Source organism: Streptomyces typhae (genome assembly GCF_009755605.1).
GTDB lineage: Bacteria > Actinomycetota > Actinomycetes > Streptomycetales > Streptomycetaceae > Streptomyces > Streptomyces typhae.
The window spans coordinates 76,211-102,092 of the sequence record NZ_WPNZ01000016.1 but is presented as its reverse complement, the minus strand read 5'-3'; the positions used below and the strand labels follow the sequence as shown (position 1 = coordinate 102,092).

General features: G+C 74.3%; 24 protein-coding genes and 2 pseudogenes. 8 read left to right on the top strand and 18 right to left on the bottom strand.

Going from position 1 to position 25,882, the window contains the following annotated elements; translation table 11 throughout:
* Positions 1–97: 97 nt before the first annotated feature.
* The 3 genes from GPA10_RS27055 to GPA10_RS27045 all read right to left on the bottom strand — a co-directional run bounded on the left by GPA10_RS27055 (position 98) and on the right by GPA10_RS27045 (position 5,146).
* Positions 98–3,196: an AAA family ATPase gene (locus GPA10_RS27055; RefSeq protein ID WP_343041370.1), complete on the bottom strand. Its 3,099-nt coding sequence runs from the start codon at positions 3,194–3,196 to the stop codon at positions 98–100.
* Positions 3,193–4,371 (bottom strand): exonuclease SbcCD subunit D, encoded by a 1,179-nt coding sequence (locus tag GPA10_RS27050; protein WP_157167772.1) that lies wholly within the window; start codon positions 4,369–4,371, stop codon positions 3,193–3,195. The genes GPA10_RS27055 and GPA10_RS27050 overlap by 4 nt, the downstream gene beginning before the upstream one ends.
* A 148-nt stretch (positions 4,372–4,519) precedes the next feature.
* Positions 4,520–5,146, bottom strand: coding sequence for a YigZ family protein (locus GPA10_RS27045; RefSeq protein WP_157167771.1), 627 nt, complete (start codon positions 5,144–5,146; stop codon positions 4,520–4,522).
* A 193-nt stretch (positions 5,147–5,339) separates the two neighbouring features.
* Between GPA10_RS27045 and GPA10_RS27040 the strand changes: the two genes are divergently transcribed.
* Positions 5,340–6,047: a 4'-phosphopantetheinyl transferase family protein gene (locus tag GPA10_RS27040; protein ID WP_343041369.1), complete on the top strand. Its 708-nt coding sequence runs from the start codon at positions 5,340–5,342 to the stop codon at positions 6,045–6,047.
* A 21-nt stretch (positions 6,048–6,068) separates the two neighbouring features.
* Here GPA10_RS27040 and GPA10_RS27035 read toward each other — a convergent pair whose 3' ends face one another.
* Positions 6,069–6,737: a TenA family protein gene (locus GPA10_RS27035; RefSeq protein ID WP_157167770.1), complete on the bottom strand. Its 669-nt coding sequence runs from the start codon at positions 6,735–6,737 to the stop codon at positions 6,069–6,071.
* A gap of 178 nt (positions 6,738–6,915) precedes the next feature.
* Here GPA10_RS27035 and GPA10_RS27030 point away from each other — a divergent pair, with 178 nt between their 5' ends.
* Positions 6,916–7,371 (top strand): tellurite resistance TerB family protein, encoded by a 456-nt coding sequence (locus GPA10_RS27030; protein ID WP_058848843.1) that lies wholly within the window; start codon positions 6,916–6,918, stop codon positions 7,369–7,371.
* Between the two features lie 41 nt (positions 7,372–7,412).
* Here the strand turns inward: GPA10_RS27030 and GPA10_RS44120 are convergent.
* From GPA10_RS44120 to GPA10_RS27020, 3 genes and pseudogenes are all read right to left on the bottom strand, one after another.
* Positions 7,413–7,934: pseudogene (locus tag GPA10_RS44120) on the bottom strand (M48 family metalloprotease); the annotation flags it as partial.
* A 351-nt stretch (positions 7,935–8,285) separates the two neighbouring features.
* Positions 8,286–8,711, bottom strand: a pseudogene (locus tag GPA10_RS44115) (M56 family peptidase); the annotation flags it as partial.
* Positions 8,712–8,719: 8 nt separating this feature from the next.
* Positions 8,720–9,127, bottom strand: coding sequence for a BlaI/MecI/CopY family transcriptional regulator (locus GPA10_RS27020; RefSeq protein ID WP_058848932.1), 408 nt, complete (start codon positions 9,125–9,127; stop codon positions 8,720–8,722).
* Between the two features lie 297 nt (positions 9,128–9,424).
* Here GPA10_RS27020 and GPA10_RS27015 point away from each other — a divergent pair, with 297 nt between their 5' ends.
* Entirely contained in the window at positions 9,425–10,000 is a 576-nt protein-coding gene (locus GPA10_RS27015; protein ID WP_343041368.1) for a TerD family protein, read from the top strand.
* 106 nt (positions 10,001–10,106) lie between these two features.
* The gene (locus GPA10_RS27010) at positions 10,107–10,520 is read left to right on the top strand and encodes a CoA-binding protein (RefSeq protein ID WP_157167769.1); all 414 of its coding nucleotides are present in this window, start codon (positions 10,107–10,109) and stop codon (positions 10,518–10,520) included.
* Positions 10,521–10,613: 93 nt separating this feature from the next.
* Here the strand turns inward: GPA10_RS27010 and GPA10_RS27005 are convergent, their stop codons facing one another.
* Together GPA10_RS27005 and GPA10_RS27000 are read right to left on the bottom strand one after the other, a co-directional pair.
* Entirely contained in the window at positions 10,614–11,681 is a 1,068-nt protein-coding gene (locus GPA10_RS27005) for a PucR family transcriptional regulator (RefSeq protein WP_058848846.1), read from the bottom strand.
* A gap of 154 nt (positions 11,682–11,835) precedes the next feature.
* On the bottom strand, positions 11,836–12,720 hold the full coding sequence (locus GPA10_RS27000; RefSeq protein ID WP_157167768.1) for a hypothetical protein: 885 nt from the start codon (positions 12,718–12,720) through the stop codon (positions 11,836–11,838).
* A 561-nt stretch (positions 12,721–13,281) separates the two neighbouring features.
* Between GPA10_RS27000 and GPA10_RS26995 the strand changes: the two genes are divergently transcribed.
* Positions 13,282–14,319, top strand: a complete 1,038-nt coding sequence (locus GPA10_RS26995) for a helix-turn-helix transcriptional regulator (protein ID WP_157167767.1) — start codon at positions 13,282–13,284, stop codon at positions 14,317–14,319.
* Here GPA10_RS26995 and GPA10_RS26990 read toward each other — a convergent pair.
* From GPA10_RS26990 to GPA10_RS26980, 3 genes are all read right to left on the bottom strand, one after another.
* Entirely contained in the window at positions 14,303–15,340 is a 1,038-nt protein-coding gene (locus tag GPA10_RS26990; protein WP_058848849.1) for a phytase, read from the bottom strand. The two genes, GPA10_RS26995 and GPA10_RS26990, sit on opposite strands and share 17 nt — an antisense overlap.
* A gap of 191 nt (positions 15,341–15,531) precedes the next feature.
* The gene (locus tag GPA10_RS26985) at positions 15,532–16,332 is read right to left on the bottom strand and encodes a lysophospholipid acyltransferase family protein (RefSeq protein ID WP_343041367.1); all 801 of its coding nucleotides are present in this window, start codon (positions 16,330–16,332) and stop codon (positions 15,532–15,534) included.
* Positions 16,329–17,162: a GNAT family N-acetyltransferase gene (locus GPA10_RS26980; protein ID WP_157167766.1), complete on the bottom strand. Its 834-nt coding sequence runs from the start codon at positions 17,160–17,162 to the stop codon at positions 16,329–16,331. Before GPA10_RS26980 ends, GPA10_RS26985 begins: the two co-directional genes overlap by 4 nt.
* 454 nt (positions 17,163–17,616) lie before the next feature.
* Here GPA10_RS26980 and GPA10_RS26975 point away from each other — a divergent pair, with 454 nt between their 5' ends.
* Positions 17,617–18,849, top strand: coding sequence for a CaiB/BaiF CoA transferase family protein (locus tag GPA10_RS26975; RefSeq protein ID WP_157167765.1), 1,233 nt, complete (start codon positions 17,617–17,619; stop codon positions 18,847–18,849).
* Between the two features lie 99 nt (positions 18,850–18,948).
* Here GPA10_RS26975 and GPA10_RS26970 read toward each other — a convergent pair whose 3' ends face one another.
* On the bottom strand, positions 18,949–19,509 hold the full coding sequence (locus GPA10_RS26970) for a YbaK/EbsC family protein (protein WP_157167764.1): 561 nt from the start codon (positions 19,507–19,509) through the stop codon (positions 18,949–18,951).
* A 51-nt stretch (positions 19,510–19,560) separates the two neighbouring features.
* On the bottom strand, positions 19,561–20,145 hold the full coding sequence (locus GPA10_RS26965; RefSeq protein WP_058848854.1) for an XRE family transcriptional regulator: 585 nt from the start codon (positions 20,143–20,145) through the stop codon (positions 19,561–19,563).
* Between the two features lie 111 nt (positions 20,146–20,256).
* Between GPA10_RS26965 and GPA10_RS26960 the strand changes: the two genes are divergently transcribed.
* Positions 20,257–21,123 carry a DMT family transporter gene (locus GPA10_RS26960; RefSeq protein WP_058848934.1) on the top strand — a complete coding sequence of 289 codons (867 nt, stop codon included), beginning with the start codon at positions 20,257–20,259 and terminating at the stop codon, positions 21,121–21,123.
* 18 nt (positions 21,124–21,141) lie between these two features.
* Here GPA10_RS26960 and GPA10_RS26955 read toward each other — a convergent pair whose 3' ends face one another.
* Complete coding sequence (locus GPA10_RS26955; RefSeq protein ID WP_058848855.1) at positions 21,142–21,888, bottom strand: acyltransferase; 747 nt, start codon at positions 21,886–21,888, stop codon at positions 21,142–21,144.
* A 152-nt stretch (positions 21,889–22,040) separates the two neighbouring features.
* On the opposite strand from GPA10_RS26955, the gene GPA10_RS26950 reads away from it, so the two are divergent.
* Positions 22,041–22,577, top strand: a complete 537-nt coding sequence (locus GPA10_RS26950) for a gamma carbonic anhydrase family protein (protein ID WP_157167763.1) — start codon at positions 22,041–22,043, stop codon at positions 22,575–22,577.
* Here the strand turns inward: GPA10_RS26950 and GPA10_RS26945 are convergent.
* The 3 genes from GPA10_RS26945 to GPA10_RS26935 form a co-directional block, all read right to left on the bottom strand.
* Complete coding sequence (locus GPA10_RS26945; protein ID WP_157167839.1) at positions 22,561–24,117, bottom strand: alpha/beta hydrolase; 1,557 nt, start codon at positions 24,115–24,117, stop codon at positions 22,561–22,563. The two genes, GPA10_RS26950 and GPA10_RS26945, sit on opposite strands and share 17 nt — an antisense overlap.
* Positions 24,118–24,206: 89 nt before the next feature.
* Positions 24,207–24,662, bottom strand: a complete 456-nt coding sequence (locus GPA10_RS26940; RefSeq protein WP_157167762.1) for a serine hydrolase domain-containing protein — start codon at positions 24,660–24,662, stop codon at positions 24,207–24,209.
* Between the two features lie 365 nt (positions 24,663–25,027).
* Complete coding sequence (locus GPA10_RS26935; protein WP_157167761.1) at positions 25,028–25,744, bottom strand: DedA family protein; 717 nt, start codon at positions 25,742–25,744, stop codon at positions 25,028–25,030.
* Positions 25,745–25,882 lie beyond the last annotated feature (138 nt).

Genomic DNA, 25,882 nt, shown 5'->3' with positions numbered 1-25,882 from the left:
TCGGTGAACGGCCGGGCGACGGCCGCGGCTGTGAGGGGGGCCGGGCGACGGCCGCGGCCGTGAGGGGCCGCGCAGCCGCCAGTACGGCGAGCGCCCCTCAGGCCCCGCCCCGCTGCCGCACCACCGACCCCGCCCTGCCCTTCACGACCTCCAGCCGCGCGTGCACCCGGCGGCGCAGGTCGGCGACGTGGCTGACGATGCCGACGCTGCGGTCCCGCTCGCGCAGCGAGTCCAGGACGTCGAGGACCTCGTCGAGGGTCTGGTCGTCGAGGCTGCCGAAGCCCTCGTCGATGAAGAGGGTGTCGAGGCGCACGCCGCCCGCCTCGTCCGTGACGACGTCCGCGAGGCCGAGCGCGAGCGCCAGCGAGGCGAAGAACGTCTCCCCGCCGGAGAGGGTCGCCGTGTCGCGCTCACGTCCCGTCCAGGCGTCGACCACGTGCAGACCGAGGCCGGACCGGCCGCGTCCCGACCGGTCGTCGGAGTGGACGAGGGTGTAGCGCCCCGACGACATCCGGCGCAGCCGCGTCGTCGCGGCGGCGGCGACCTGTTCCAGGCGGGCCGCGAGGACGTACGACTCCAGGCGCATCCTGCGTTCGTTGTCGGCGGACGTCCCCGCGGCGAGCCCGGCGAGGCGGGCCACGCGGTCGTGGGCGTCGCGCAGCGGGGCGAGCCTGCGGGCGGCGGCGGCCGAGCGGGCCGAGAGCCGGTCGAGTTCGGCGCAGCGCCCCGCGGCGGCGTCGCACGCGGACGCGGCGGCACGCACTCGCCTGCCCGCGGCCTCCGCGGCGTTTTCGGCGGCGGCCAGCGGCGCGGGCGGTCGCCGGTCGGCGGCGGCCGCGTCGGGCTCGGCGAGCAGGGCGTGCACGGCGGCCTGCTCGTTCCGCCAGGTGTCGATGCGGTGCTGGAGTTCGCGGTGGCTCGCGTCGTCGAGGACCGCGGCGGACGCGGCGGCCGGGGTGTCGAAGCCGGCGCGGAAGGCGGCGTCGGCGAGGCGGGCGTCGGCGTCCTTCAGGCGCTGGGCGGCCTCGTCGGCGGCCCGCGCGGCGTCGGCGGCCGCACTGAGGAGCGCGGCCTGCCGCTCCAGTTGCGCGGCGCGGCGGGCGACGCTCTCGGATGTGCCGCGCGCCCGCGTCAACTCCTCTTCCAGGCCCTGCTGTTCGCGTACGAGGGCGTCCCGCAGGGCGGCGCGGGACTCCACGCGGCGGGCGGCTTCCTGCTGGGCGGCGACACGGCGCTGCTGCTCGCGCTCGGCGTGGGCCAGTGCCTCCCGCGCGGCGTGCAGTCCGGCGGCCAGGTCCCGCGCCTCGGCGTGGTCGTGCCGCAACTCCGCCACGGCCGCGGCGAGTTCGTCGGCGGGCGTGTCCGACGCGGCGGCGGTGGCGGCGGCGAGCGACTCCCGTACGGCGGCGAGGTCGTGCTCGGCCGTGGCGCGCGCCTCGTCCGCCTTCCGGTGGTCGGCGAGGGCGGCCTCCTCGGCGGCGCGGTCGACGTGGGTCGCGGACTTGCGGGCCGGGGCGGGGTGTTCGGTGGCGCCGCAGACCGCGCAGGGGGTGCCGTCGTCGAGGTGCGCGGCGAGTTCGGCGGCGATGTCCGCGAGCCGCTGCTCCTTGAGGCCGAGCCAGCGCTCCCGGGCCGCGGTGGCGTGCTCGCGGGCGGCGAGGGCCGCATCCTGGGCGCGCCCGGCCTCCTGGGTGAGACGGTCGCGGCGGCGGGCGGCGTCCAGTCTCTCCTGGGCGGGCAGGAGGCGGCCCGCGAGGTGCTCGGTGCGGGTGGCCGCTTCCTGCGCGGCCTCGATGCCGTCGCGCAGTCGCGTGCGGGTGGCGTCCCAGTCGGCGAGCCAGTCCGTGGCCTCGGCGAGGATCTCGTCGTCGGCGCGGTCCCGCCGGTCCAGGTCGGCGCGCTGGGTGCGCAGTTCGGTCAGGCGCTGTTCGGCGCGCCGGGCCGCCGCGAGGCCGCCCAGTTCCTCGCTGGCCCGGCGTGCGGCGCCCGCGAGCCCGGCGGCGCCCTCGTCGGCGTACGAGGCGGGCAGCTCGGCACGCGCACGCGCCTCCGCGGCGGTGGCGCGGTGGTGCTCCTCCTCGGTGTCGGCGCGCAGCGCGAGCGCCGGGGCGACGGCCTCCGCCTTGCGGGCCTGCTCCATGCGGGCGGCGAGCCGCCGGTGGTCGCCGGCGCGCTCCTCCAGGGCGTCGGCGCGCTGCCGGGCGTCGGCGTAGCGCCGCTGGAGGCGGGCCAGTTCGCGTACGTCGTCCAGCTCGGCGGCGGCTGCCGCGTGGGCGGACTCGGCCTGGTCGAGGGCGCCGCGGGCGACGGTGAGGCGCTCACGGGCGCCCGAGCGGGCCACGGCCGCCCAGGCCAGCACGGACTCGGCGAGGCCCGGGTCGCCGGGGGCCGCGTCGGGCAGCGGCAGCTCGGCGCCCCCGTTCCCGGCGTCCGCCGCCTGCTGCATGCGGTGCGCGTCCGCGAGCAGCTCCGCGTCGCCCTCGCGCACCCGGGCCTCCGCGGTGCGGCGCTGATCGGCGAGGCGCTGCTCGACGGCGGCGAACCGGCCGGTGTCGAAGAGCCTGCCGAGGAGCTTGCCGCGGGCCTCGGCGTCGGCCCGCAGGAAACGCGCGAAGTCGCCCTGCGGCAACAGCACGACCTGGCAGAACTGCTCCTTGCTCATGCCGAGGAGCTGGCTGATCTCCTCACCGATCTCCTGATGGGAGCGGCTGAGGTCCTTCCAGCCGCCCGCTCCGGCACCGGCACTGGCATCGGCACTGGCACCCGCTCCGGCACTGGCACCGGTGGCGTCGGGGCCGGCCCCGGAGGTACGCCCGCCCGTGCCGACCTGCTCGCGCAGCCAGCTCTGCGCCTTGTCCGTCGTCAAGCCCGTGCCGCGCTTCTTCGGGCGCTCCCAGGGCGGCTGCCGCGTGATCTCCAGGCGGCGTCCGGCGACGGTCAGTTCGAGGCGGACCTCCGTGCGCGTGTCCGGCGGGGCGTGGTCGCTGCGCAGTGTCAGGCCCTGGCCGCTGCCCTGGCGCGGCCCCGGCACAGAGCCGTAGAGCGCGTAGCACACGGCGTCCAGGACGGAGGTCTTGCCCGCGCCGGTGGGGCCGTGCAGGAGGAAGAGCCCGGCCGCGGACAGCTCGTCGAAGTCGATGTCCTGGCTGGTGCCGAAGGGGCCGAACGCGGTGATCCGCAGGCGGTGCAGCCTCACCGGGCCACCTCGCGCGCCATGCCCTCGGCGGCGCCGGCGGTGCGTACGGCGTCGAACGCGTCCCGCAGCACCTCCCGTTCGCCGGCGTCCGGGCCCACGCCGCGCACATGGGTCACGAAGTCCTCCGCGATCTGCTGGTCGTCGCGGCCCGCGAGGCGCCGGGCGTACGACACGTCCGGGTCCTCGGGGGCGCGGTCGGGGTCGAAGACGAGGCTGAGGGTGTGCGGGAAGCGCTCGGTGAGGCGGCCCATCGGCTCGTCCGGGCGGAGCGCGTCGGTGAGGGTCGCCTCGATCCACGACTGTTCGTGCCGGGCGAGTTCCGGGGCGTCGAGGAGTTCGTCGAGCGTCCCCCTGACGCGGGCGAGGGGCCGGGGCACCGGGCAGTCGATCCGCTCGGCCGTCGTCAGCTCACCGGCCGGGCCGAGTTCGATCAGCCACATGCTCTTGCGGTGGTCGGCCTCCGAGAACGAGTACGCGAGCGGGGAGCCGCTGTAGCGCACCCGCTCGGAGATGACCTGGCTGCCGTGCAGATGGCCGAGCGCCACATAGTCCACCCCGTCGAAGACGCCCGCGGGCACCGAGGCCACCCCGCCGACCGTGATGTCGCGCTCGCTGTCGCTCACCGCGCCGCCGGTCACGAAGGCGTGCGCGAGGACGACGGAGCGGGTGCCGTCGGGGCGCCCGGCGAGGTCGGCCCTGACCCGGTCCATGGCGGCGCCGAGCACGTCCTCGTGCCCGCCGCGCTCGACCTCGAACTCGTCCCTGACCAGGGCGGGTTCGAGGTAGGGCAGGCCGTAGAAGGCGACGTCGCCGTGCGCGTCGGGGAGCAGTACGGGCGTGGAGCAGCCGGCCGGGTCGGTCCGCAGGTGGATGCCCGCGCGGTCGATGAGGCCCGCGCCGACGCCGAGACGGCGCGCCGAGTCGTGGTTCCCGGAGATCATCACCGTCGGTACGCCGAGGTCCGCGAGACGGTGCAGGGCGTCGTCGAAGAGCTCGACCGCGGCCAGCGGCGGGACCGCCCGGTCGTACACGTCCCCCGACACGACGACGGCGTCCACGGCGCGCTCGCGGACGACGGCCACGAGACGAGCGACGAACGCGGCCTGCGCGTCGAGCATGCTCACGCGGTGCAGCGACCGGCCGAGATGCCAGTCGGATGTGTGCAGCACTCTCAAGGACCCGCTCCGACCTGCACGTCTTCCGCCCCTTACGCCTCAGAGCCCGGCACGGGCCCGCACCGGCCCGTCGTTGGCACGCACCACGCTAACGCGTCGGGGCCCCTGGCCCACCATCGACCACGGCACACGCGCGGGGGGCGTCCGGTCACACCTCCCCGTACGCCTCTCCCCCGAGTGCGAACCGGGCGGTGCCCGCCGTGGCGTCGGCCAGCCAGGACGCGAACTGTTCGACGTCGGCGTCGGGCAGGCCGATCTCGATGGTGACCTCGGTGCCGTAGGACACGTCTCGCACGGTGCGCCCGGCGGACCGCAGATCGTTCTGGATCTTTCCGGCGCGCTGGTGGTCGACGGTGACGGTGGCGATCCTGAAGCGGCGGCGGGTACGGGTGCCGAGGGCGTCGAGGGCCTCGCCGACGGCTCCGCCGTAGGCGCGGATGAGTCCGCCGGCGCCGAGCTTGACGCCTCCGTAGTAGCGGGTCACGACGGCGACGGCGTACCGCATGTCGCGCCGGAGCAGCATCTGGAGCATGGGGACGCCCGCGGTGCCGCCCGGCTCGCCGTCGTCGCTCGCCTTCTGTACGGAGGCGTCGGCCCCGATGACGTACGCGAAGCAGTTGTGCGAAGCCGTCGGGTGCTCCTTGCGGACGCGCGCGACGAAGTCCTGGGCCTCCTGCTCGGTGGCGGCCGGGGCGAGCGCGCACAGGAAGCGCGAGCGGTTGACCTCGGTCTCGTGCACGCCCTCGCGGGCGACAGTGCGGTACTCGTCCTGCATCGGGCCACCCTATGCTCCGGCCGCCCGCGGCACCTCTCCGGTTCCCTCGGGGGACCTCTCCGGTCACTCTGGGGACCTCTCCGGTCACTCTGGGAACCTCTCCGGTCACTCTGGGGACCTCGCGGGCCGTCCGCTCGGGGCGCCTCTCGGATCCGGGTCCGTCAGGCGCGGGCCGACGGTAGAGTGATCGACTGTGACGTCACCATCGAAGTCCACGGGCGAAGTATCCGACGGAACAGGCATATTGAGCTTCCTGCTCGCGGCGGAGCCGGTGTTCGTCGTCGAGACCGACGAGGATCCGGCCGAGGCCGTTCTGTTCCCCGAAGAGGCCGCGTACGTCGCCAAGGCGGTGCCGAAGCGGAAGAACGAGTTCGCCACCGCCCGGCACTGCGCCCGCACGGCGCTTGGCCGGATCGGGCTGCCGCCCGCGCCCATCCTGCGCGGCGACAACGGCGAGCCGGTGTGGCCGGCGGGCGTCGTCGGCAGCATGACGCACTGCCTGGGCTATCGCGCCGCGGTCGTCGCGCGCTCCGGCGAGGTCCTCTCGCTCGGTGTCGACGCCGAGCCCGCCGAGGTCCTGAAGGACGCGGGCGTCCTCGAGCTGGTGAGCGACGAGGTGGAGCGCGCGATGCTGTCCCGGCTCGCCGCCGCCGACACCTCCGTGCCCTGGGACCGGCTGCTGTTCAGCGCGAAGGAGACCGTCTACAAGACGTGGTTCCCGCTGACCAAGCGCTGGCTCGGCTTCGAGGAGGCGCGCCTGGACATCCGGGCGGACGGCACGTTCAGCGCCGAGGTCCTGGTGGACGCCCCCGTGGTCGCGGGAGTCGCGCTCTCCCGGTTCTCCGGCACGTGGCTGGTGCGCGACGGGATCGTGGTGACGGCGATCGTGATGCGGGCCTGACGGCGGCCCGTCGCCGGGGGTTCAGGCCCGCGCCGCCAGGCTCGTCCAGAACATCGCCTCGTAGTCCTGGAGCAGCCGCCCCTGCCGCAGCGCCGCGGCGGGGGTGAGGCGCTCCAGGTCCAGGCCCTCCTGGAGGGCGGCGAGCACCGCACGGTCGAGGTCCGGCGCGGGGCCCGCGAAGAAGTCGAAGAACCCGCAGGCCTCGTCGGAGAAGCCGTACCGCCCGCGCAGCGCGGTCGCGAGGTCCGCGCAGTAGCCGCCCCACGCCGCGAAGTTGGCGGTCAGGGCGAGGACCGCGTCGGCCGGTTCGGCGTTCAGGGCGAGCCATGCCACGTACGCGGGATACGCCTGGCAGCCCGCCGTCGGCACATACGCGGCCACCGCGTCCTCGTCCGCCCCACACGCGGCGAGCAGCGGCCCGAGCCGGTCGAGCGCCACCGACTCGCCCTCGGCGAGCACGCCGAAGAAGTCCGCGCAGGCGGGCAGCTCCGCGTCGGCCGCGCGGGCCGCGAGGTGCAGGAAGGAGCGGCGGTCGGCGGGGATGATCCGGCACTGCTCCAGGGCGAGCGCGGCAAGCGCGGCCCGGTCGGCGCGGCCCTCCGCGACCAGGGGGACCAGTGGGTTGGCGTGCGGCTCGGGGACGAGTTCCGCGGTCGCGCCCGCCAGGAGTTCGTGGGACGTCGAAGTCATGGGGTGCCCTTTCCGTTTCCGTTCGGTCCGGGAAGCTTCGGATGTTAACTTCTACAATGCTGTAGAACGCAGTTCGCCATGTCCGTGCTGCCTTGTACTGCCCGTACTGCCCGTACTGCCCGTACTGCCCTTAGTGCTCGTACCGCTCGTAGTGAGCGACAACAGATGGAGTTTTCCCATGGCCCTGTGGGACCGCTTGAAGGACACCGCGTCGACGATGCAGGCGCAGCTGACGGCGAAGAAGAACGACCTCACGAGCGGGGCCTTCCGCGACTCCAGCATGGCCATGTGCGCGCTGGTCGCGGCCGCCGACGGCACCGTGGACGCGGCGGAGCGCCAGCGCGTGGCGCAGCTCATCGCGACGAACGAGGTGCTGCAGAACTTCGCCGCCGACGACCTGCGCCGCCGCTTCGACGAGAACGTGGACAAGCTGACGGCCGACTTCTCGTTCGGCAAGGTGAGCGTGTTGCAGGAGGTCGCGAAGGCCAAGAAGAAGCCGGCCGAGGCACGTGCGGTGATCCAGATCGGCATCGTCATCGGCGGCGCCGACGGCGACTTCGACAAGGACGAGCAGGCCGTGGTGCGCGAGGCGTGCTACGCCCTGGATCTGCCCCCGCACGAGTTCGACCTCTGATCACGCCTGCGGCTCCGCGGCCCTCTCGGCCCTCGCGGCCCTCACAGCGGTGTGGCCGCGCGCAGGACGAGGACCGTCGTCACCGCCGCGTTCGCCGAGGACATCGCGGACACGGCGGTGCCGCACGCGGCGCCCCAGAGCGCCAGGCCCACCGCCGTGAACAAGGGGGGCCGGGTGCGGGCGGCGGGGGCCGGGGCGAGGAGTGCGGCGACGCGCCGCGGCACCGGGCCCGCCGCGGCGAGCCCCGCGAGCCCCGCGAGCCCCGTGCGCGCCGTCATCGGCGCGCCCCCCGGCGCGAGCGCGGCCTTGCCGATGGCTCGCGCGACCGCACGCCGGTCCCGCACCACTCCGGCGGCCGCCTCGTCGGCCCACCGCTCGGCGGTGTACGCGGTGGCCGTGCGCAGCGGCAGCAGGAAAGGGTTGGCGCGCGCCGCCAACTGCGTCACCAGCAGGAAGCGGTGGTGGCGCGCCGCGAGATGAGCACGCTCATGGGCGAACAGGGCCCGCCGCTCGCCGGGTTCGAGCCGGTCGACGAGAGCACGGCTGACGACGACGCGACCACGCGGCGGCTCGTGCCGTCGCGGCACGCGGCCGGACGACGCCCCGCCGTCCCGTGGCGGCACGCGGCCGGACGACGCCCCGCCGTCCCGTGGCGGCACGGGGGCGGACCATGCCCCATCGTCCCGGCGCGACACGTACGCGACCCACGCCCGACCGCCCCATCGCGTCACACGGGCAGACCACGCCCCACCACCCCGGCGCGACACGCACGCGAACCACGCCCGACCGCCCCATCGCGTCACACGGGCAGACCACGCCCCACCACCCCGGCGCGACACATGCCCGAGCCCCACCCGCGACGGCTCCCTCGGCGCCCGTCCACGGACCCGGACCGGCGCCGCCCCCCGCACCCTCCCGGGCAGCGCGTACGCATACGCCTGCTCGGTGTCCGGCAGTACGACCACCGTCGTGCCGGGCAGCCCTGCGAGCGCCCGGCGGCCCCGGCGGCGTACCGTCGCGTGCCGCCACAGGGTGCGGGTCAGGGCCGCGCACACCACGGCCAGCGCCGGAATCGCCACCACGCCGGTGATCTCGTCGTACGGCAGGGCGGCACGGACCTCCGGGTCGGACCAGGCGTCGGGCAGGGGGTTGCCCGGGAGCCGGGCGGTGCCGACGACCATGAGCAGGGCCAGGCAGAGCGTGCTGCACAGCGCCATCACGGCGGCGAGCGCGGTCAGCAGGCGCGTCGCGATGCGCGGATGCAGATGCTGCGCGGCGAGCCGGGCGACCGGCCAGGCGCTCAGCGGCAGGACGAGCGGCAGATGGACGAAGAACCCCATGCCCGCGCTCAGCCCTGCCCGCCGTCGCCGCCCGCCGCACCGAGCAGGTCGCGCAGCAGCCGCTCGTCGTCGGCGGACAGGGTGGTGACGAAACTCGTGAGCACCGCCTCGCGGTCGCTCTCGCCGTCGAGGACCTTGCGCATGCGCAGCGCGGCGAGCCCGGCCTCGCCGGTCGTGGGCCGCCACACGAAGGAGCGCCCCGCGCGTTCCCGGGTGACGACGTCCTTGGCGAGCAGCCGGGTGAGAATCGTCATGACCGTGGTGTACGCGAGGTCGCCGCCGACGCGCTCCTGCACCCAGGCCGCGCCGACCGGGCCGCGCGCGTCGTGCAGGGCCGCGAGGACCTGGGCCTCCAGCTCGCCCTGGCCGCGCCTGCGCAGCCGCGGCTCCCGCGGTCCGCCTTCGCCGTGCGTCATGTCCTGCGCCATCCCGTGCCTCGTCTGCCACCGCGTCGCGCACGTCGCGCGCGGGGAGTGCCACATCGTAACGGGCAGGTCTTCGAACCCGGTCGAACCCGGCTCCGCATATTTCTACATTCATGTAGATTCTAAGCTCCGGCCCGCAACCGGGGCCGGGACGATTTCCCTACCGAGACTCTTGAAACAGAGACTCCCCGTGCGGAGGCTCTCCGTGCAGAGGCGCTCCACACAGGGCTCTCGGTACAGGGCTCTCGGTACATAGATTTTCCGTACAGACCACAGCAGGAGGACACCGTGGGAGTTTCCCTGGCCAAGGGCGGCAACGTTTCGCTGAGCAAGGAGGCGCCGGGTCTGACGGCCGTACTGGTCGGACTGGGCTGGGACGTCCGGACGACGACCGGGACGGACTACGACCTCGACGCCAGCGCGCTGCTCTGCGACGACTCCGGCAAGGTCGTCTCCGACCAGCACTTCGTCTTCTACAACAACCTCACGAGCCCCGACGGCTCCGTCGAGCACACCGGTGACAACCTCACCGGTGAGGGCGAGGGCGACGACGAAGCCGTCAAGGTCAACCTCGCCGGCGTGCCCGCCGACATCACCAAGATCGTCTTTCCGGTCTCCATCCACGACGCGGAGAACCGCGGGCAGAGCTTCGGCCAGGTCCGCAACGCGTTCATCCGCGTGGTCAACCAGGCCGACAACCAGGAGATCGCCCGCTACGACCTCTCCGAGGACGCCTCCACCGAGACCGCGATGGTCTTCGGCGAGCTCTACCGGCACGGCGCCGAGTGGAAGTTCCGCGCCGTCGGCCAGGGCTACGCCAGCGGCCTGCGCGGCATCGCCTCGGACTTCGGCGTCAACGTCTGACACCGCCCGCGCACCGCACGGGCACGGCGGCGGCACCGGCCGGGAATCCCCCGGCCGGTGCCGCCGTTGGCACTTTCGGAACGACCGATACGCCTGGAGGCCCGACATGTACGGCGACCCCGCCACCGTTCGCAGGATTCTCACCGGACTCGGTGACACGTGGGCCGTCGTCGGCCTCTCCGGCAACGAACGGCGGGCCGCGTACGGCGTCGCCGAGGTGTTGCAGCGGTACGGCAAGCGCATCGTGCCGGTGCATCCGAAGGCGGAGACGGTGCACGGCGAGAAGGGGTACGCCTCGCTGGCGGAGATCCCCTTCGACATCGACGTCGTCGACGTCTTCGTGAACAGCGACCTCGCGGGCGCCGTCGCGGACGAGGCGGTGGCCGTCGGCGCCGAGGCCGTGTGGTTCCAGCTCGGCGTCGTCGACGAGGCGGCGTACGAACGCACCCGGGCCGCCGGCCTGGAGATGGTCATGGACCGCTGCCCCGCCATCGAGATCCCCCGGCTCGGCCCCGCGTAACGGCGGCCCCGGCCCGGACGACGGCGGCGCGCCGAAAGACGACAGCGGCACGTCGAAAGACGACGGCGGGGCGCCGGAAGACGACCGGGCCCCTCAGAAGGGGCGTTCGGGCCAGTCGAGGAGGCGTGCGCCGATCACCGCCGTCTGCAAGGTGTAGCGGTGCATCGGCAGCGCGGGGTTGGTGCCGGTGAGCCGGTGGATGCGGTCCAGGCGGTAGGTGAGGGCGCGCACGCTCAGGTTCAGACGGCGGGCCGCCTGAGCCGCCACGCAGCCCGTGTCGAAGTAGGCCGACAGGGTCTCGATGAGGGGTTCGGCGCCGCCCCTTGCCTGCCGCAGCGGGCCGAGGGTGTTCACGACGAGATCGGCCATCGCCTGCCGGTCGCGGCCGAGGACGGGATAGACGAGCAGGTCGGCGGCGCGCAGCACCGCCGGGGTCAGCTCCAGGCGCTCGGCGATGTCGAGGGCGTTCAGCGCTTCCTCGTACGACTGGACGACGCCGCCCGCGCCGGGCCGGGGGCGGCCGATGGCGACGCGGCCGCCGTCGGTGGCGGTGTGGGCCTGCCCGGCGAAGAAGTCGAGGACGTCGTCCTGGTCGCCGGGTGCCACGCACACCAGGCGGCCGTCCTTCGTGGTGACCAGGACGCCGCGGTCGGCGAAGCGGCTGGTGAGGGCCTGTTCCACGGCGCGCGGCGCCTTGTCGCCCTCTTCGTAGGCGCTCTCTCCCTGGGCGACGGCGACGGCGTGCGAGGAGGACAGGCGCAGACCGAAGCGTTCGGCGCGCTCGGCGAGCAGGCCGAGGTCACTGCGGCCGTGCAGCAGGTCGTCGATGAACTCCCGCCGTGCCGCCTCCTCCTGACGGACCGCGAGGAGCTGGGCGCGTTCGTACCCTTCGGCGAAGGCGTCGACGGCCTGCTCGACGGCGGCGAGCAGAGCCGCGGCGGACACCTGCACGGCGACGGGATCCGCGCCGTACGCGCGGGCCGCCTCCAGATGCACGCCCACCAGGGCGCGCAGCCCGAACCCGGCGTCCGCCGCGCGTTCGCCGAGCGCGCGCCGCGACTCCAGCTCGGCACGCGTCAGGCCGCGGCCGGTGGCGGAGGCGTCGGCGAGTATGCCGGTGTAGCCGTCCAGATAGTCAGCCGGTATGTCACGACCCGCCACGTATGCCCCCGAATACCTGCTCGACCCCGTGCGTCCACTCAGCGTACGAGCCGGGGAGGTGGGCGGTGGGGGCGGGACGGCGGTACGCCCGAGGCCGCCCACGGGACGCGGGCCGGTGCTCGCGGCGGTCACGGTGTCAGGGCGAGCGGGGCGGTCACGCGCAGTCGGCCTGGGGCCAGGTCCCGCCCGCGGGTCCCGCGGACGGCCCGCCGGGACGCCGATGCCGGGCCCCGCCGCAGCGATCCCGGCGCCGACCGGGCGCGAGCGCCACGGAGCAGGGCGCGGCCCAGAAGAAGGCACCGCTGTCCTCGTAGGCGTACAGAAGGGCGGTGGCGCCCGCGGTCATCGGGCCGGCGGGCCTGCCGGAACCCGCCGATTCCACCTCTTGCGCCCCTCCCACGCCTCCCGCCCCTGACACCGGGCGCACCGACCCCACCACCGAGCCGTCCGGACCCACAGGACCTGCCACGCCCACCGAGCCCGCCCCACCCCGGCGGATCTCGACCGACACCACGGCCCCCGCCGGTGTCGCCACGTCCGCCCGCCCCGACACCGTGTCCACCCGCTCCGAGCGGATCGTGCACACGGAACCGACGAGGTCGCGCGGCGACGGGGCGGATCCGCGGGAGCGGGCGGTGCGGGTCGTGCGGGCGTGGGCGGTACGGGCGTGAGCGGTGCGCGTCGTGCGCGCGTGGGCGTGCAGGCGTACGAGGGCGTAGGTCGCCCCCCAGGCGACCGCCCCGGAGGTGGCGAGCAGGGCCACGTCCGCCGCCGCGTGGGCGAGGCCCGCCCAGTGGGCGCGGGTAACGGCGACGGTGCCCGCGAGGCTCACGGTCCAGCCGATGACCGTCATGAGCGACGCCGCCACGGCCACCGGCACTCCCCCGAGGCCCACGGCTCCCAGATCGGCGTCCTCGTCGAAACTGCCGGCCCGCCCGGCGCCCAGCGCCACGAGCAGCCAGAAGCACACCACCACAGCCATCGCGGAGCTGAAGGCCACCCCTGGCCATCCCACCGCCGCGTCGACCAACTCCCCCATGTCCCCCGCCCCCTTGACCGGTCGAGCCCGGGGGCCGTGCCCACCCGGGCGCCGGCTCTCGTTTCCGTGATCCGGCACCCGGGCCCTCGCCCCCCGTCTCTGCCTCCCCATACTGACGTGGCCCGCCCGCACGGCGCACTGCCTTTTTCCGGCAATCTTCACGGTTTCTTGATGCCGCACCGTCACGGTGCGCGGACATGCCGGCCCGGCGGCAAGCACGGTGCGCGGACATACCGGCCCGGCGGGGAGTGAGGGTGGCGCGGGATGCCCCGGGTGGGGGGTCAGCGCCCCTGGCATGGAGGCGAGAACCGGGGCATCCCGTGCCGGTCTGGGGGTCGCGCTCCGTCCGCGGGCCCGGTAAGGACCGCGAACCACCGGCGGTGCGAGCACCGTGGACGCGGTCGGCGTTGTCCGGCAGACTGCCGCTTCCGGCAAGCGACTTCAGCGTTCATGACAACGAGCGTCCGCGACATGCACGACCGTACCGGGGTCCGGGCAGATGGGGACGTCGGAGTTCCGCCACTGTCGGCTTTCCGACGCCCACGAAGGGAAAGCGGTGGCATGGACCCCACGCCCCCCTCCGGCCCCACCCCGCCGCGGCCTCCCGTGCTCACCGGGCTCGGCATCAGCCCCGCCGACGAGCGGGTGTACCGCGCGTTCCTCGCGGCACCCGGCTCGACGCCCGAGCAGCTCGCCACGGCGACCGGCCTCACCGAGCAGCGCGTGCGCAGACACGTGCGCTCCCTCGCCCGGCTCGGGCTGCTCACCGAAGCCGCGGACGGCCCTGAGCGGTACACCCCGGCACCGCCCGACGTCGCCCTGGAAGTCCTCGCGCTGCGCCGCCAGGAGGAGATCGCGCACGCCCGGCTCGCCGCGGCCGGGCTCGCCGAGGAGTTCCGGGCCGGGCGGTTGCGCGGCGGCGGCTCCCCGGTCCAAGTCCTTCGCGGCCGGGAGGCGATCGCCCAGCAGTTCTTCCAGACGCAGCAGACCGCCAAGAACGAGATCCTGATCCTAGACAAGCCGCCCTACGTCGTGGAACCGCTGCGGCGCCAGGACACCGTGCAGCTCGAACGCCTCGACAAGGGCGTGCGCTACCGCGCGGTCTACGACCAGGCGGGCCTCGACGGCCCCGGGCGCGCGGAGGCCACCCGCGACCTCGCGGCACGCGGCGAGGAGAGCCGGGTCCTCGCCGACGTGCCGCTGAAACTGGTGATCGCCGACCACAGGGTCGCGCTCGTACCCTTCGTCGTCGCCAGTCAGGAGGAGATCCTCGTCGTCCAGCAGTCCGCGCTCCTGGACGGCCTGATCGCCCTCTTCGAACTCCTCTGGCAGCGCGCCACGCCCCTGTGGCCCGCCGCCCCCGGCGCCCATGAACTGCTCTCGCCCGAGGACGAGTTGCTGCTCGGCCATCTGCGCGCCGGGCTCACCGACAGCGCCATCGCCCGCCGCCTCGGCGTGGCCCAGCGCACGGTCGAGCGCCGGATGAGCCGCATCATGGCGGTGCTCGGGGTGCGGACCCGCTTCCAGGCGGGGGTGCGCACGACCACGCTGTACGGTCCGGGCGACGGCGAGCCGCCGGGGGTCACACGCGGTCGGTGATCCGCTCCAGGGGCACGTACTTGAAGTTCTGGTTGCCGCTGCTGCCGGGGGCGCCGTTGGAGCCGTCCTGGCAGACGAAGACGCCCTTGGGGAAGGCGGCGCCGAGTCCCGCGGCGGTCGCGTCGATGCCGTCGGTGTCCTCGCAGTCGTCGGCCGCGCTGCCGGAGGCCACCCCGAAGCGGCCGAGGTAGGCGCCGCTGCGCCGGTCGTACACGGTGAAGTCGTCGCTGCCCTGCGAGGAGACGAAGAGGCGGTTGCCCGCGGCCGCTATGCCCTCGGTGTCGGCGGTGAGGTGGCCGCCGGAGCCGGTGGAGTCGAGCTTGGTGCGGGCGGTCCCCGCGTTCGGTTCGGCGCCGTAGACCCAGACGCCGACGTCCTCCTCGCCGAGGTACAGCTTCCCGGTGCTCTCGTCGGCGTAGCAGCCCTCGACGGCGGAGCCCGCGTCGAAGAGCCGCACCGACCTCGCGGTCACCGCGTCGCCGTTGACGGCGAGTTCCCACTGCTCGACGCGGCCCGAGGTGGAGTTGGGGTAGGCGTAGAGCTTCCCGGACGCCGGCGATGTGTAGAGGCAGACGCCGTGCGCGGTGACCTCGGTCGGCACGTCCTTGAGGTGCTTGAGGCGCCGTGTCGCCGGGTCGATGCGGTAGATGTGCAGGGCGCCGTCGCCGCCCGCCGCCTCGTCGTCCGCGGACACGACGACGTCACCGCGTACGTCGACGTTGTTGCCGTGGTCCCCGTCGATCCGCTGGATCCGCGCGCCCTTGAGGTCGTACACCTCCAGGGCGCCCTTCTTGTCCGTGGCCACCACGGCGGACCGGGCCGGGTCGCTCGGGTGCACCCAGATCGCCGGGTCGTCCGCGGCGTCCCCGCTGTGCGACACCGGGACGGTCTCCACCGTCGCGGTCACGTCGAAGTCCACGGCGGCGTGCGCGGGCAGCGCGGTCTGGAGCACGAGCGCGGCGGCGCCGGCGAGGGCGCTCGCGGACAGCAGGGAGGTACGGAGCTTTCGGGTGACGGGCACCGGGTTCCTCTTCCGTAGGGAGGTGGGGAGACGCGTCCGGTCGGGGGACAGGGGACGCGGGGGAACGGGGAGGAGCGTGTCAGCGGTGCGCGAGCACGCCGTGAACACGAGTTGAACGTGTGCAGTCACACACGGTGGCGAACCCGCTCCCGTCTCAGCCCTGCACGTCGACCTCCCCCGGCGCTCCCATCTCAGCCATGTACGTCGGCCTCCCCCGCGCTCACCGCCGCCCACGCCCCCGCCGCCAGCGTCCTGCGGTCCTCCCCGTACAGCGGCGCGTGCGCGGTGACCCGCACGGTCAGGCCGCGGGTGGCGACCACCCGCCGCAGCGACCCCCCGAAGCCCTCGTCCCCGAGGAACGCCGCCGAGGTGCTGGTCCTCCCGCCGACGCGGTACGCCACGGTCACCGGCCGCACCGCCGCGCCCGCGTCCACCGCCGCCTGGAACGCGGCCCGGCGGAACCGCCCCGCCGAGACCGAGCACCAGGTGGTGGCCTGCGGGAAGACCAGGACGGACCGCCCGGACGCCAGCGTCTTGGCCAGCTCGCCCACCATCAGGGGCAGCGCGTGCCGCCCGCCCTCGCGGTCGATGAACTGCGTGCCCATGCGCCGGGCGAGCGTGCCGACGACCGGCCACCGCCCCACTTCCTTCTTGGCGACGAACGACACCGGCTCGACGGCGAGCAGCGCCACGACGTCCAGCCACGAGATGTGGTTGGCGACGATCAGCGTGCCGCGGTCGGAGCCCGGCACGCTCAAGGGACCCGGCCGCGCCGAGGGCGTTTCGAGGCGTACGCCGAGCGCGTCCAGGACCCGGCGCGCCTGGGTCCGGGGCGCCGCGTCCCCGGCGAGACGCTCACCGAGGACCAGGCACCGGGTGAGCTCACGGGCGAGGGCCGCGTACCGCGGCAGGGCGCCGAGGGGCCCGACCCGGGCGGCCGGACGCACCGCGCAGGTCCGCGGACAGCCCGCGTCGACGGCCCAGGGGTTCACGCGCTCGTCCCGGACACGGCACCGGTGCGCGCCGCGGCACCGCCCGCGCTGTCACCGCGCCCGGCGTCACCGAGGAAGAACCTGCGGTGCCGTTCGCTCAGCCGCTCGGTGTCGAGGAGCACGTAGAAGTCGGCGGAGTCGAAATCGGGGTCGTGCGCGGGTGCCCCGCACATCCAGGCGCCCAGGCGCAGATAGCCGCGCAGCAGGGGCGGCAGGTCCGCGTAGCTCGGGCGGTGCTCGGCGAGGTCGCCGGGCGTCCACGGGCGGTGCGGGTGCACGCGGAGTTCGGGCGGCGACGCGTGCTTGGCGGTGCCGAGCAGCCAGGCGCCGGCGGCGCCCGTACCGCCGTCGGACAGCGGCACGGAGGCGCAGCCCGCCAGATAGCGGTGGCCGGAGAGCAGGACGTAGCGGGCGAGGGCCGACCACATCAGGTTGATCACGGCGCCGGAGCGGTGGTCGGGGTGCACGCAGGAGCGCCCGGCCTCGACGGTGGCGGGACGCAGCGGACGCAGGGCGCTGAGGTCGAACTCCCCGTCGGAGTAGGAGCGTTCCGAGCGGCCGGGCGGGATCAGGCGGTAGGTGCCGACGACGTCGCCGCTGGTGGTGTCGGTGATGATCAGGTGGTCCGCGAGGTCGTCGAAGGCGTCGATGTCGTGCCCGGCCAGCGGCGTGTCGAGCGCTGCGCCCATCTCCTCGCCGAAGACCTGGAAGCGCAGCCGCTGGGCGGCGCGGATCTGCTCCTCGGAGTGGGCGATGGACGGGACGTACGCCGGGGCGGCGGAGGTGGCCGCGGCGGCTTCCGGGACGGGAGTGACGGGTGTCGCGGGCATGACATTTTCTCCGTTCGATGGGACGGACGGGGAGTCCGCTGAAAGCGCCGTACTGGAGGGCGTGCGGGAGCAGCGCCGTACGAAGGTGCGGAAGCGGGAGGAGTCGCTGGTGCGGGAGAAGTCGCGGAAGCGGGAGAAGTCGCGGGAGCGGGGAGAGTCGCGGAAGCGGGAGGCGTGCGGCCTGCTGACTGCGGGAAAGCGGAAAAGGCGCCTGTTCAGCACGGTGACCCCCTCGGCTGAACTGCGCTCAAGGTGCGCGAGACCGATCGTGCCGACCCTCGTGAGCATCAGGTGAACGGCGGGGGCCGGCACCGGACGCGCGCCCCCGGGTGCGCCCCGGTACCGTCGGTCCACACCGGCCGCGGCCCGGCGGCCGGCGCCACGGGAGGGGAGCACACCGGATGAGGGGCAGCGAGCAGTTCCACGAGGCGTACCGGAGCGGGCGGCCCTGACGATGCCGCACGAGAGCACCGCACCGCACGCGCTGCCACTGGCCGGGATCACCGTGGTCAGCCTGGAGCAGGCCGTCGCCGCCCCGTTCGCCACCCGGCAGCTCGCGGACCTGGGTGCGAGGGTCATCAAGGTGGAGCGCCCCGGCGGGGGTGACTTCGCGCGCCGCTACGACACCACCGTGCACGGCGAGGCCAGCTATTTCGTCTGGCTGAACCGCTCCAAGGAGTCGATCGTCCTGGACGTGAAGTCCCCCGCGGGCCTGGAGATCCTGCGGGAACTCGTCGCCGGGGCGGACGTGTTCGTGCAGAACCTCGCCCCGGGCGCGGCCGAGCGGCTCGGTCTCTCCCCGCCCGTTCTGCGGGCCCGCCATCCTTCCCTGATCACCTGCACGGTCAGCGGCTACGGCACCGACGGGCCCTGGGCGGACCGCAAGGCGTACGACATGCTCGTGCAGTGCCAGACGGGCCTGCTCTCCCTCACCGGCACCCCCGACGAGGCCGTGCGCGTCGGGATCTCGGTCGCCGACATAGCGGCGGGGATGTACGCCTACAGCGGCGTCCTGTCGGCGCTGTTCACGCGCGCGACGACCGGTCGGGCGCCCGCCGTGGAGATCTCCCTCTTCGACGCGCTCGCCGAGTGGATGAGCCAGCCCGCGTACTACACCCGCCACGGCGGTGCGCAGCCGCCACGCGTCGGCGCCCGGCACGCGACGGTCGCGCCCTACGGCGTGTTCGTGGCCGCCGACGGCAAGGAGGTGCTGATCTCGGTGCAGAACGAGCCCGAGTGGGCAGCCCTGTGCGAGCGGTTCCTGGAGCGGCCGGACATGGTGGCCGACCCGCGCTTCGCCACCGGTTCCGCGCGGGTCGCGCACCGCGACGAGCTGGACGCGGCGATCGCCGCGCGGTTCGCGGAGCTGCCCGGGGACGAGGCGGTGGCGCTGCTCGACACGGCGCGCATCGCCAACGCGGGCGTCAACACGGTCTCCGACTTCCTGGACCATCCCGTGCTCGCCGCCCGGGACCGCTGGCGCGACGTGGGGCTGCCGGGGGCGGCGCCCGGCATCCGGGCGCTCCTGCCGCCCGTCGCGCTCTCCGGCGTGAGCCCGCGCATGGACCCCGTGCCGGGCGTGGGCGAGCACACGGAGAAGATCCTGGCCGAACTCGGCCGGGAGGCGGCCGACATCGAGCGGCTGCGGGCCGAGGGCGTCACAGCTCCGCGGCAGCAGGGACGTTAGCCGGACCACCGGGCCCTCGCCCGGCCACCTGCCCCCGTCCCTGCTCCGGCCGGGGCGGTCGCCCGCGCGAACCCGGTCAGGCCAAGCGCCCGAACCTGGTCAGGCCGCCTGCCCGAGCCCCTCGACCACCGTCGCGTTCGGCAGGCCCGCGAACACCTTGCCCGGCACGATCAGCTTGCCCCTGCGGCTGCCGCTGCCGACGAGGACGTGCGGCAGATCGGCCACCGCGGCGTCCACCAGGAGCGGCCAGGCGGCGGGCAGACCGATGGGCGTGATGCCGCCGTACTCCATGCCGGTCTCGCCGACGGCGGTGTCCATGGGCGCGAACGACGCCTTGCGGACGCCGAGCCTGCGCCGTACGACTCCGTTGACGTCGACGCGCGCCGCGGACGGCACCAGACAGGCCGCGAGGGTCGTCTCGCCCGCCCGCTTGCCGGCGACGACCACGCAGTTCGCGGACCTGGCGAGCAGTTCGGGGCCGTAGTGCTCCACGAACGTGGCCGTGTCCGCCCAGGCCGGGTCGGTGTCGACGTGGATCAGCTCGTCGGCGGGCACCGGCCCGTTCCAGCCGCGCACGGCGTCGGCCACGGGGGCGACGAGCAGGTCGAGGGCTTCCGGGGCGGGCCGGACGACGTCGAAATCACCGAAGGGAGCACGCATGGCGGCACGGTAGCCCAGTGGGCGGGCGCGTGGTGAACCGAGTCCCGGGCCTCAGTACGTTCCCGCGTGGGCGGGCGGGACCGACACCGCCATGGTCATCTCGACCGGCTCGGCGCCCTTGTTGTGGTAGCCGTGCGCCGCGTTCGCCTCGAACGACGCCGCGCAACCGGCCGCGACGAGGTGCTCGTCGCCGTCCACGACCAGCGTCAACTCCCCCGTCCTGACGTGCAGCAGCTCCAGCGTGCCCGGCGGGTGGCCGTCGGAGTCGCTGCCCTCGCCCGGCATCAGATGCCAGGTCCACAGCTCGAACGGGCCCCGGGACTCCGTACCGACGAGCAAGGTCGTGCTGCTGCCCGCGTCCGTGGACCACATCCGCACCGCGCGCTCGGGCGGCACGAGCCGGACCTGCGGGCCCTGTTCGTGGTCGAGCAGCGTGGTGATGCTGACGCCGAGCGCGTCCGCGAGCTTGACCGTGATGCCCACGCTGGGGTTCGTGCGCGCCTGCTCGATCTGGATGATCATGCCCCGGCTGACGCCCGCGCGGGCCGCGAGCGCGTCGAGCGTGAAGTTCCGTTCGGTCCGCCAGCGCTTGAGGTTGCGCGCGAGGGACTGAGTCAGCTGGTCGAGGTCCGACACATTCCGTCCAATATTTTGGATGACAGAGTTCACTGTACTGAACTACGGTGTGGTGCAAACGAGGGTTCCCGAAGGTCCACCACACTGTACTGCGAGGTTTTCGTGTCCGGCCTGACAGCGCTGTTCGCCCTGGCCACAAGCCTCATGTGGGGGCTCGCCGACTTCGGCGGCGGACTGCTGACCCGGCGCATCCCCGCTCTCACCGTGGTCGTCGTCTCGCAGTGCATCGCCGTGGTCGTCCTCGGTGCCGTCGTGCTCGCCACGGGCGCCTGGGGCGAGTGGGGGCCGCGGCTGTGGTTCGCGGTCGGCGCGGGACTCGTGGGGCCCGTCGCGATGCTCGCCTTCTACAAGGCCCTGGCGCTCGGCCCGATGGGCGTGGTCTCGCCGCTCGGTTCGCTGGGGGTCGCCGTGCCGGTGGGCGTGGGCCTCTTCCTCGGCGAGCGGCCGGGGTTCGCGCAGTTCGCGGGCATCGCCGTGGCCGTCGCGGGCATCGTGCTCGCGGGCGGCCCGGAGCTGCGGGGCGCCCCGGTGCGACGGCAGGCGGTCCTGCTGACGCTCCTCGCGGCGTTCGGCTTCGGCGCCGTCATGGCGCTGATCGCGGAGGCGTCGAGCACCGTCACGGGGCTGTTCCTCGCCCTGTTCGTCCAGCGCGTCACGAACGTCCTCGCGGGCGGTGCGGCGCTGTACGTCTCCGTGCGGCGCGGGGCGGTCGCGCTCCCCGAGGACACCGGCATGCGCGCGCTCCGCTCCGCGCTGCCCGCGCTCGCCTTCGTGGGCCTCGCGGACGTCGCCGCCAACGGCACCTACGCGATGGCGGCCAGGAGCGGACCCGTCACCGTCGCCGCCGTGCTCGCCTCGCTCTATCCGGTGGTCACGGCCCTCGCGGCCCGCGGCGTGCTCAAGGAGCGGCTGCGCGGGGTGCAGGCGGCGGGCGCCGGGCTCGCCCTCATCGGCACGGTCCTGCTGGCGACGGGCTGACCCGCCCCCGCCGCGGGTTCACGGACCGTCGAGCTCTGTCAGCTCCGCGAGCGCGAGCAGTTGCTCGGGGGTGATGCCCTCCGGTATCGGCACCGGAGCCGGTGTGCGCAGCGGCGGCTCCCAGCCGCGCTCCGCGCACCACGTCCGCACCACCCGCGCGGGCGCCCCCGCCACCACCGCGTGGTCGGGCACCGCGCCGCGCACCACGGCCCCCGCGGCCACGACCACGTTGCGGCCGATGCGGGCGCCCGGCAGGATCACGGCACCCGTGCCGATCCAGCAGCCGGATCCGATCTCGACCGGCTCCATCCGCGGCCACTGCTTGCCGATGGGCGTGTGCGGGTCGTCGTACGAGTGGTTCGTCGACGTCACGTACACATACGGCCCGAAGTAGCAGTCGTCGCCCACGGTCACCGTGGTGTCCGCGATGATGTGGCTGCCGCGGCCGAGGACCACGCCGTCCCCGACGCGCAGGATCGGGTCCGGGCCGAGGTCGAGGTCCGGCATCAGACCGGCGGTGAGGGTGACCTGTTCGCCCACGATGCAGTGCGCGCCGAGCCGGATCCAGGGCGCGCCGAAGACGGTGCCCTGCGGGAACGCCAGCTTCGTGCCCTCGCCGATCGCGCCGAACCGGAGCCGCCCGGGGCGGTCCGCCGTCACCGCGCCCGTGCGCCGCACCCAGTCCCATCCGGCGTGGACGGCGCGCTGCGCCACGCCGCGCCGCCAGGCGGCCAGTGATGAGAACACGTTCTTGTTTCCGGGCACCCGCTCACGTTACTCGCGGGGTCCGCGCCGGGCACCGCCACCGCCTGTGATCTTCGCCCCATGCGGCGGCGGCCGGACGGCCGTCCCGTACCGTTCGCTCAGGCACGACGACGCGACGGACACCCGACGGCACGGAGAGAAAGAGGAAGCCGATGAGCCAGCAGGCACTCGTCATGGGCTTCGGCGGCAAGGAGCCGAAAGTCGACCAGGACGCCTTCATCGCGCCGACGGCCGCAGTGATCGGCGAGGTGACCCTCGGCCCGCGGGCGAGCGCCTGGTACGGCGCCGTCCTGCGCGCCGACTTCGGGCCCATCGAGATCGGCGCCGACAGCAACATCCAGGACAACTGCAGCCTGCACGTCGACCCGGACTTCCCCCTCTCCGTCGGTGAGCGCGTCTCGGTCGGCCACAACGCGGTCCTGCACGGCTGCACCGTCGGGGACGACTCCCTCATCGGTATGGGCGCCACCGTGCTCAACGGCGCCCGGATCGGCGCGGGTTCCCTCGTCGCCGCGGGAGCCCTCGTGCCGCAGCGGATGCGGGTGCCCGCCGGTTCGCTGGTCGCCGGTGTGCCCGCGAAGGTCGTGCGGGAGCTCGCCGAGGAGGAGCGCGAGGAGCTCACCCTCAACGCCACCGCGTACGTGGATCTTGCGCAGGCCCACCGCGAGGCCCTCAGCCGTCCCGCTTGACGCAGGTCAGGTCCCGGGCGGGCAACTTCCCGGTGGCCAGGTAGGAGTTGACCGCCCCGTCCACGCAGGCGTTGCTGTACTCGGCGTACACGCCGTGCCGGTCGGCGCCCCTCAAGGTGATCATCTTCGAGCTGGGCAGCGTGCGGTGCAGGGCGAGGGCCCCCTCGTGGTCGGTGCGCGGGTCGCCGGTCGCGCTCACGAGCAGGGCGGGGACGTCGTGCCGCACCTCGGTGGGGCGCTCGCGCGGGCGGTCCCAGAACGCGCAGGGGCCGATGTTGTTGGTCAGCGGCCCGATGAGCGGGTGGGCGGCGCGGCTGCGCTCGATGTCGCGCCAGTACCGCTCGGGATCGCGCGGGGCGGCCACGTCGCCGCACAGGATCGCGGACTGCACGCTCCCGTAGTGCGAATCGGCGCCGGTCAGCAGGAAGCGCAGGGTCTCGGCCAAGCCGGGCGACAGGGGCACGGGCCGTCCTCGCGCGGCGCGGGCGAGGGCCGACACCTGCTCCCCGAGATCCGCCCTCGCCTCGTCGGTGTCGTCGGCCAGGCCGTCCAGGAGCAGCGTGGGCACCTGGGTGTCGTCGAGCCGGAAGGTCTCGGGCCCGGTGCCGAGGGTCAGCCCGCGCACGGACGCCCGCACGATCCGGTCGACCGTGGCGAGCACCTCGGCGCGGGTGCGCCCCAGGTCGTAGGCGGCGTGCCGGCGCGCGGCCCAGGCGGCCCAGGCGGACAGCGCCCGCTCGTTCTCCTCCTCGACGCCCAGGGTGAGCCGGGGGGTGTAGCGGCGGGGGTCGATGACACCGTCGAAGACCATGCGGTCGTGGCGGCCGGGGAACATCTGCGCGTAGACGGTCCCCAGATAGGAGCCGTACGAGTAGCCGATGTAGGAGATCTTGCGGTCGCCGAGCGCGCCCCTGATGACGTCCATGTCGCGGGCGGTGTTGCGCGTGGTGGCGTGCGGCAGGACCGGCCCTTCGGTGGCGCGGCACTTGGCGGCCAGGTCCTTGTGCAGGGCGACCTGCCGGTCGAAGCCCGCGCGCCCGAGCCCGGCCGAAAGGATCGCGGTGCCGACGGGCCATCCGCAGTCCAGGGGCGTGCTGCGGCCGACGAAGCGGGGGTCGACTCCGATGAGGTCGTAGCGCGCGGCGACGTCCTTCATCGTCCTGCGGATGTTCGGCCCGTCGCCGAGGGAGGGTCCGCCGGGGCCGCCGCCGTTCAGGAGCAGCGGGCCGACGCGGTGCCGGGTGTCGGTCGCCTTCAGCCGGGAGATCGCGACCGTGATGGTCCTGCCGCCCGGGTCGGCGTAGTCGAGCGGCACGGTCACGTCCGCGCAGCGCGCCTCTGCCTTCTCCAGGTCCTCGCCCGTCTCGTCGCCGGGACCCCGGACGCAGCTGCGCCAGTCGAGGCGCTGGTCGTAGTAGCGGCCGAGCCCGGTCCCCGCCGCTCGGTCGCGGGCGTTGCCGTCGGCCGGGGCGGGGCTCGCCAGGGCCGCGGCGGGCAGGGCGGCGGCGAGGCAGGCGGTGACGGCTGTCCCGGCGATCATCCTGGCTGGGGGGCGGGCGGCGCGGCTGGGGTGGTGCTCGGTGCCGCGACTGGCGTGGCTGTCGCGGTGCTCGGCGGCGCGAGGCGGGGTCACGGGGTCTCCTTGAGGTGGTCGGTGCGGGTGGGCGCGCAGAACGCTGTGTTCACGACGGCGCGGACGTCCCGCTCGGCCCGCTCGACGCCGGGCACCTGGGTCAGGGCGACGGCGCGGGCGCGGGAGCCCACCGCGCCGAGCGCCCGGTGCCCGCCGGGCACGGTGCCGCCGGGGCCCCACGACGTACCGCCGCACGGCAGCGGGGTGGAGACCAGGCCGAGTCCGTAGCGGGCGCCCGGCCGCACCCGGTCCGGGGCGGCCGGGACGGTACGCCGCATCTCGGCGATCCTGCGTCCGGGCAGCAGCCTGCCGCCCAGGAGCGCGCCGAAGAACCGGTTGCCGTCGGCGGGCGTGGACACGAGCGCGCCGTCGTCCAGGAAGTAGCTGCGCGAGAGCGGGCCCCGGCGCCCAGCCGACGCGAGTCCCTGTCCGGCGTGCCGTACACAGCTCATGCCCTCCGACGCTAGGCACGTGCGCCCCCGAACTCACTGGAGCCTGCCCCCGGTTGCGTACGGGGGCAGGCTCCAGACTCCACGGGTGGCAAACCCCAGCACGGGTGGGGGAACGGGCCCCTCCTCGGACCCGGGGCACAGCACGAGCTGCGTGCTGCGTTCGGGGGCGCGTGCTACGTGCGGGAACGCGTGTCACGTGCGGGAACGCGTGACACGTGCGGGAACGCGTGACACGTGCGGGAACGCGTGACACGTGCGGGAACGCGTGACACGTGCGGGAACGCGTGACACGTGCGGGAACGCGTGACACGTGCGGGAACGTGAGAGGCGCGCAGGGAGACCAGCGGTGAGCGCGGCGCGAAAGCTCAGCCGGCGGCCGGAGTACGCGTACCGGCGAGGTCCCCCTCGACCTGCTCGGCCCTCTCGACCGGCTCGGCCCCGGCCCCGGGCACACTCTCCAAGGCGCCCCCGCCAGACCCCGCCGCCATCTTCGCGCGCCGCTTGACCAGCAGCATCGAGCCGATGCCGATGAGGACGGCGATGCCGAGGCCCACGTACGAGAAGCGCTTGAGCCAGTCCTCGGCGACCACGCCGATGTAGTAGATGACCGCGGTGGTGCCGCCCGCCCAGACGATGCCGCCGAAGACGTTGGCGATGGCGAACTTCCAGTAAGGCATCCGCAGGACGCCCGCGAGCGGCCCGGCGAAGATGCGCAGGAGCGCCACGAAGCGGCCGAAGAAGACGGCCCACATGCCCCACTTCTGGAAGGACCGCTCGGCGCTGCCGACGTTCGCCTCACTGAAGTGCTTGGGGAACTTCCGCCCCAGCCAGTCGAGCAGCGGCCGTCCGCCCCTGCGTCCGATCGCATAGCCGATGGAGTCACCGATCACCGCGCCCGCGGTGGCGCAGGCGCCGAGGACCACCGGGTTCACGTCGCCGTGCTGCGACGACAGCAGCGCGGCGGAGACCAGGACGATCTCGCCGGGCAGCGGGATGCCCAGCGACTCCAGGCCGATGACCAGTCCGACGAGGGCGTAGACGCTGACGGCGGGTACGTTCTCCAGCCACTCCTGGACGTGCAACCCCGGTTCCTTCCGCTGTGCAGGTGACTCTGTGCAGACGACTCAGTGCAGGTGACTCCCCCGACGCGCGCGTGCCTCTTTCGATCACGCGCGCCGGGGAAGCCTACCTGCTCGGCCACCGGCACCGGGCCGCCGCGG

Bases quoted from the DNA above. Each gene is read 5' to 3' on its own strand.
- GPA10_RS27045 (WP_157167771.1), bottom strand. From the start codon at position 5,146: ATGCAGGACGAGTACCGCACTGTCGCCCGCGAGGGCGTGCACGAGACC.
- GPA10_RS27035 (WP_157167770.1), bottom strand. From the start codon at position 6,737: ATGACTTCGACGTCCCACGAACTCCTGGCGGGCGCGACCGCGGAACTC.
- GPA10_RS27030 (WP_058848843.1), top strand. From the start codon at position 6,916: ATGGCCCTGTGGGACCGCTTGAAGGACACCGCGTCGACGATGCAGGCG.
- GPA10_RS27020 (WP_058848932.1), bottom strand. From the start codon at position 9,127: ATGACGCACGGCGAAGGCGGACCGCGGGAGCCGCGGCTGCGCAGGCGC.
- GPA10_RS27010 (WP_157167769.1), top strand. From the start codon at position 10,107: ATGTACGGCGACCCCGCCACCGTTCGCAGGATTCTCACCGGACTCGGT.
- GPA10_RS27000 (WP_157167768.1), bottom strand. From the start codon at position 12,720: ATGGGGGAGTTGGTCGACGCGGCGGTGGGATGGCCAGGGGTGGCCTTC.
- GPA10_RS26995 (WP_157167767.1), top strand. From the start codon at position 13,282: ATGGACCCCACGCCCCCCTCCGGCCCCACCCCGCCGCGGCCTCCCGTG.
- GPA10_RS26980 (WP_157167766.1), bottom strand. From the start codon at position 17,162: ATGCCCGCGACACCCGTCACTCCCGTCCCGGAAGCCGCCGCGGCCACC.
- GPA10_RS26975 (WP_157167765.1), top strand. From the start codon at position 17,617: ATGCCGCACGAGAGCACCGCACCGCACGCGCTGCCACTGGCCGGGATC.
- GPA10_RS26970 (WP_157167764.1), bottom strand. From the start codon at position 19,509: ATGCGTGCTCCCTTCGGTGATTTCGACGTCGTCCGGCCCGCCCCGGAA.
- GPA10_RS26950 (WP_157167763.1), top strand. From the start codon at position 22,041: ATGAGCCAGCAGGCACTCGTCATGGGCTTCGGCGGCAAGGAGCCGAAA.
- GPA10_RS26945 (WP_157167839.1), bottom strand. From the start codon at position 24,117: ATGATCGCCGGGACAGCCGTCACCGCCTGCCTCGCCGCCGCCCTGCCC.
- GPA10_RS26940 (WP_157167762.1), bottom strand. From the start codon at position 24,662: ATGAGCTGTGTACGGCACGCCGGACAGGGACTCGCGTCGGCTGGGCGC.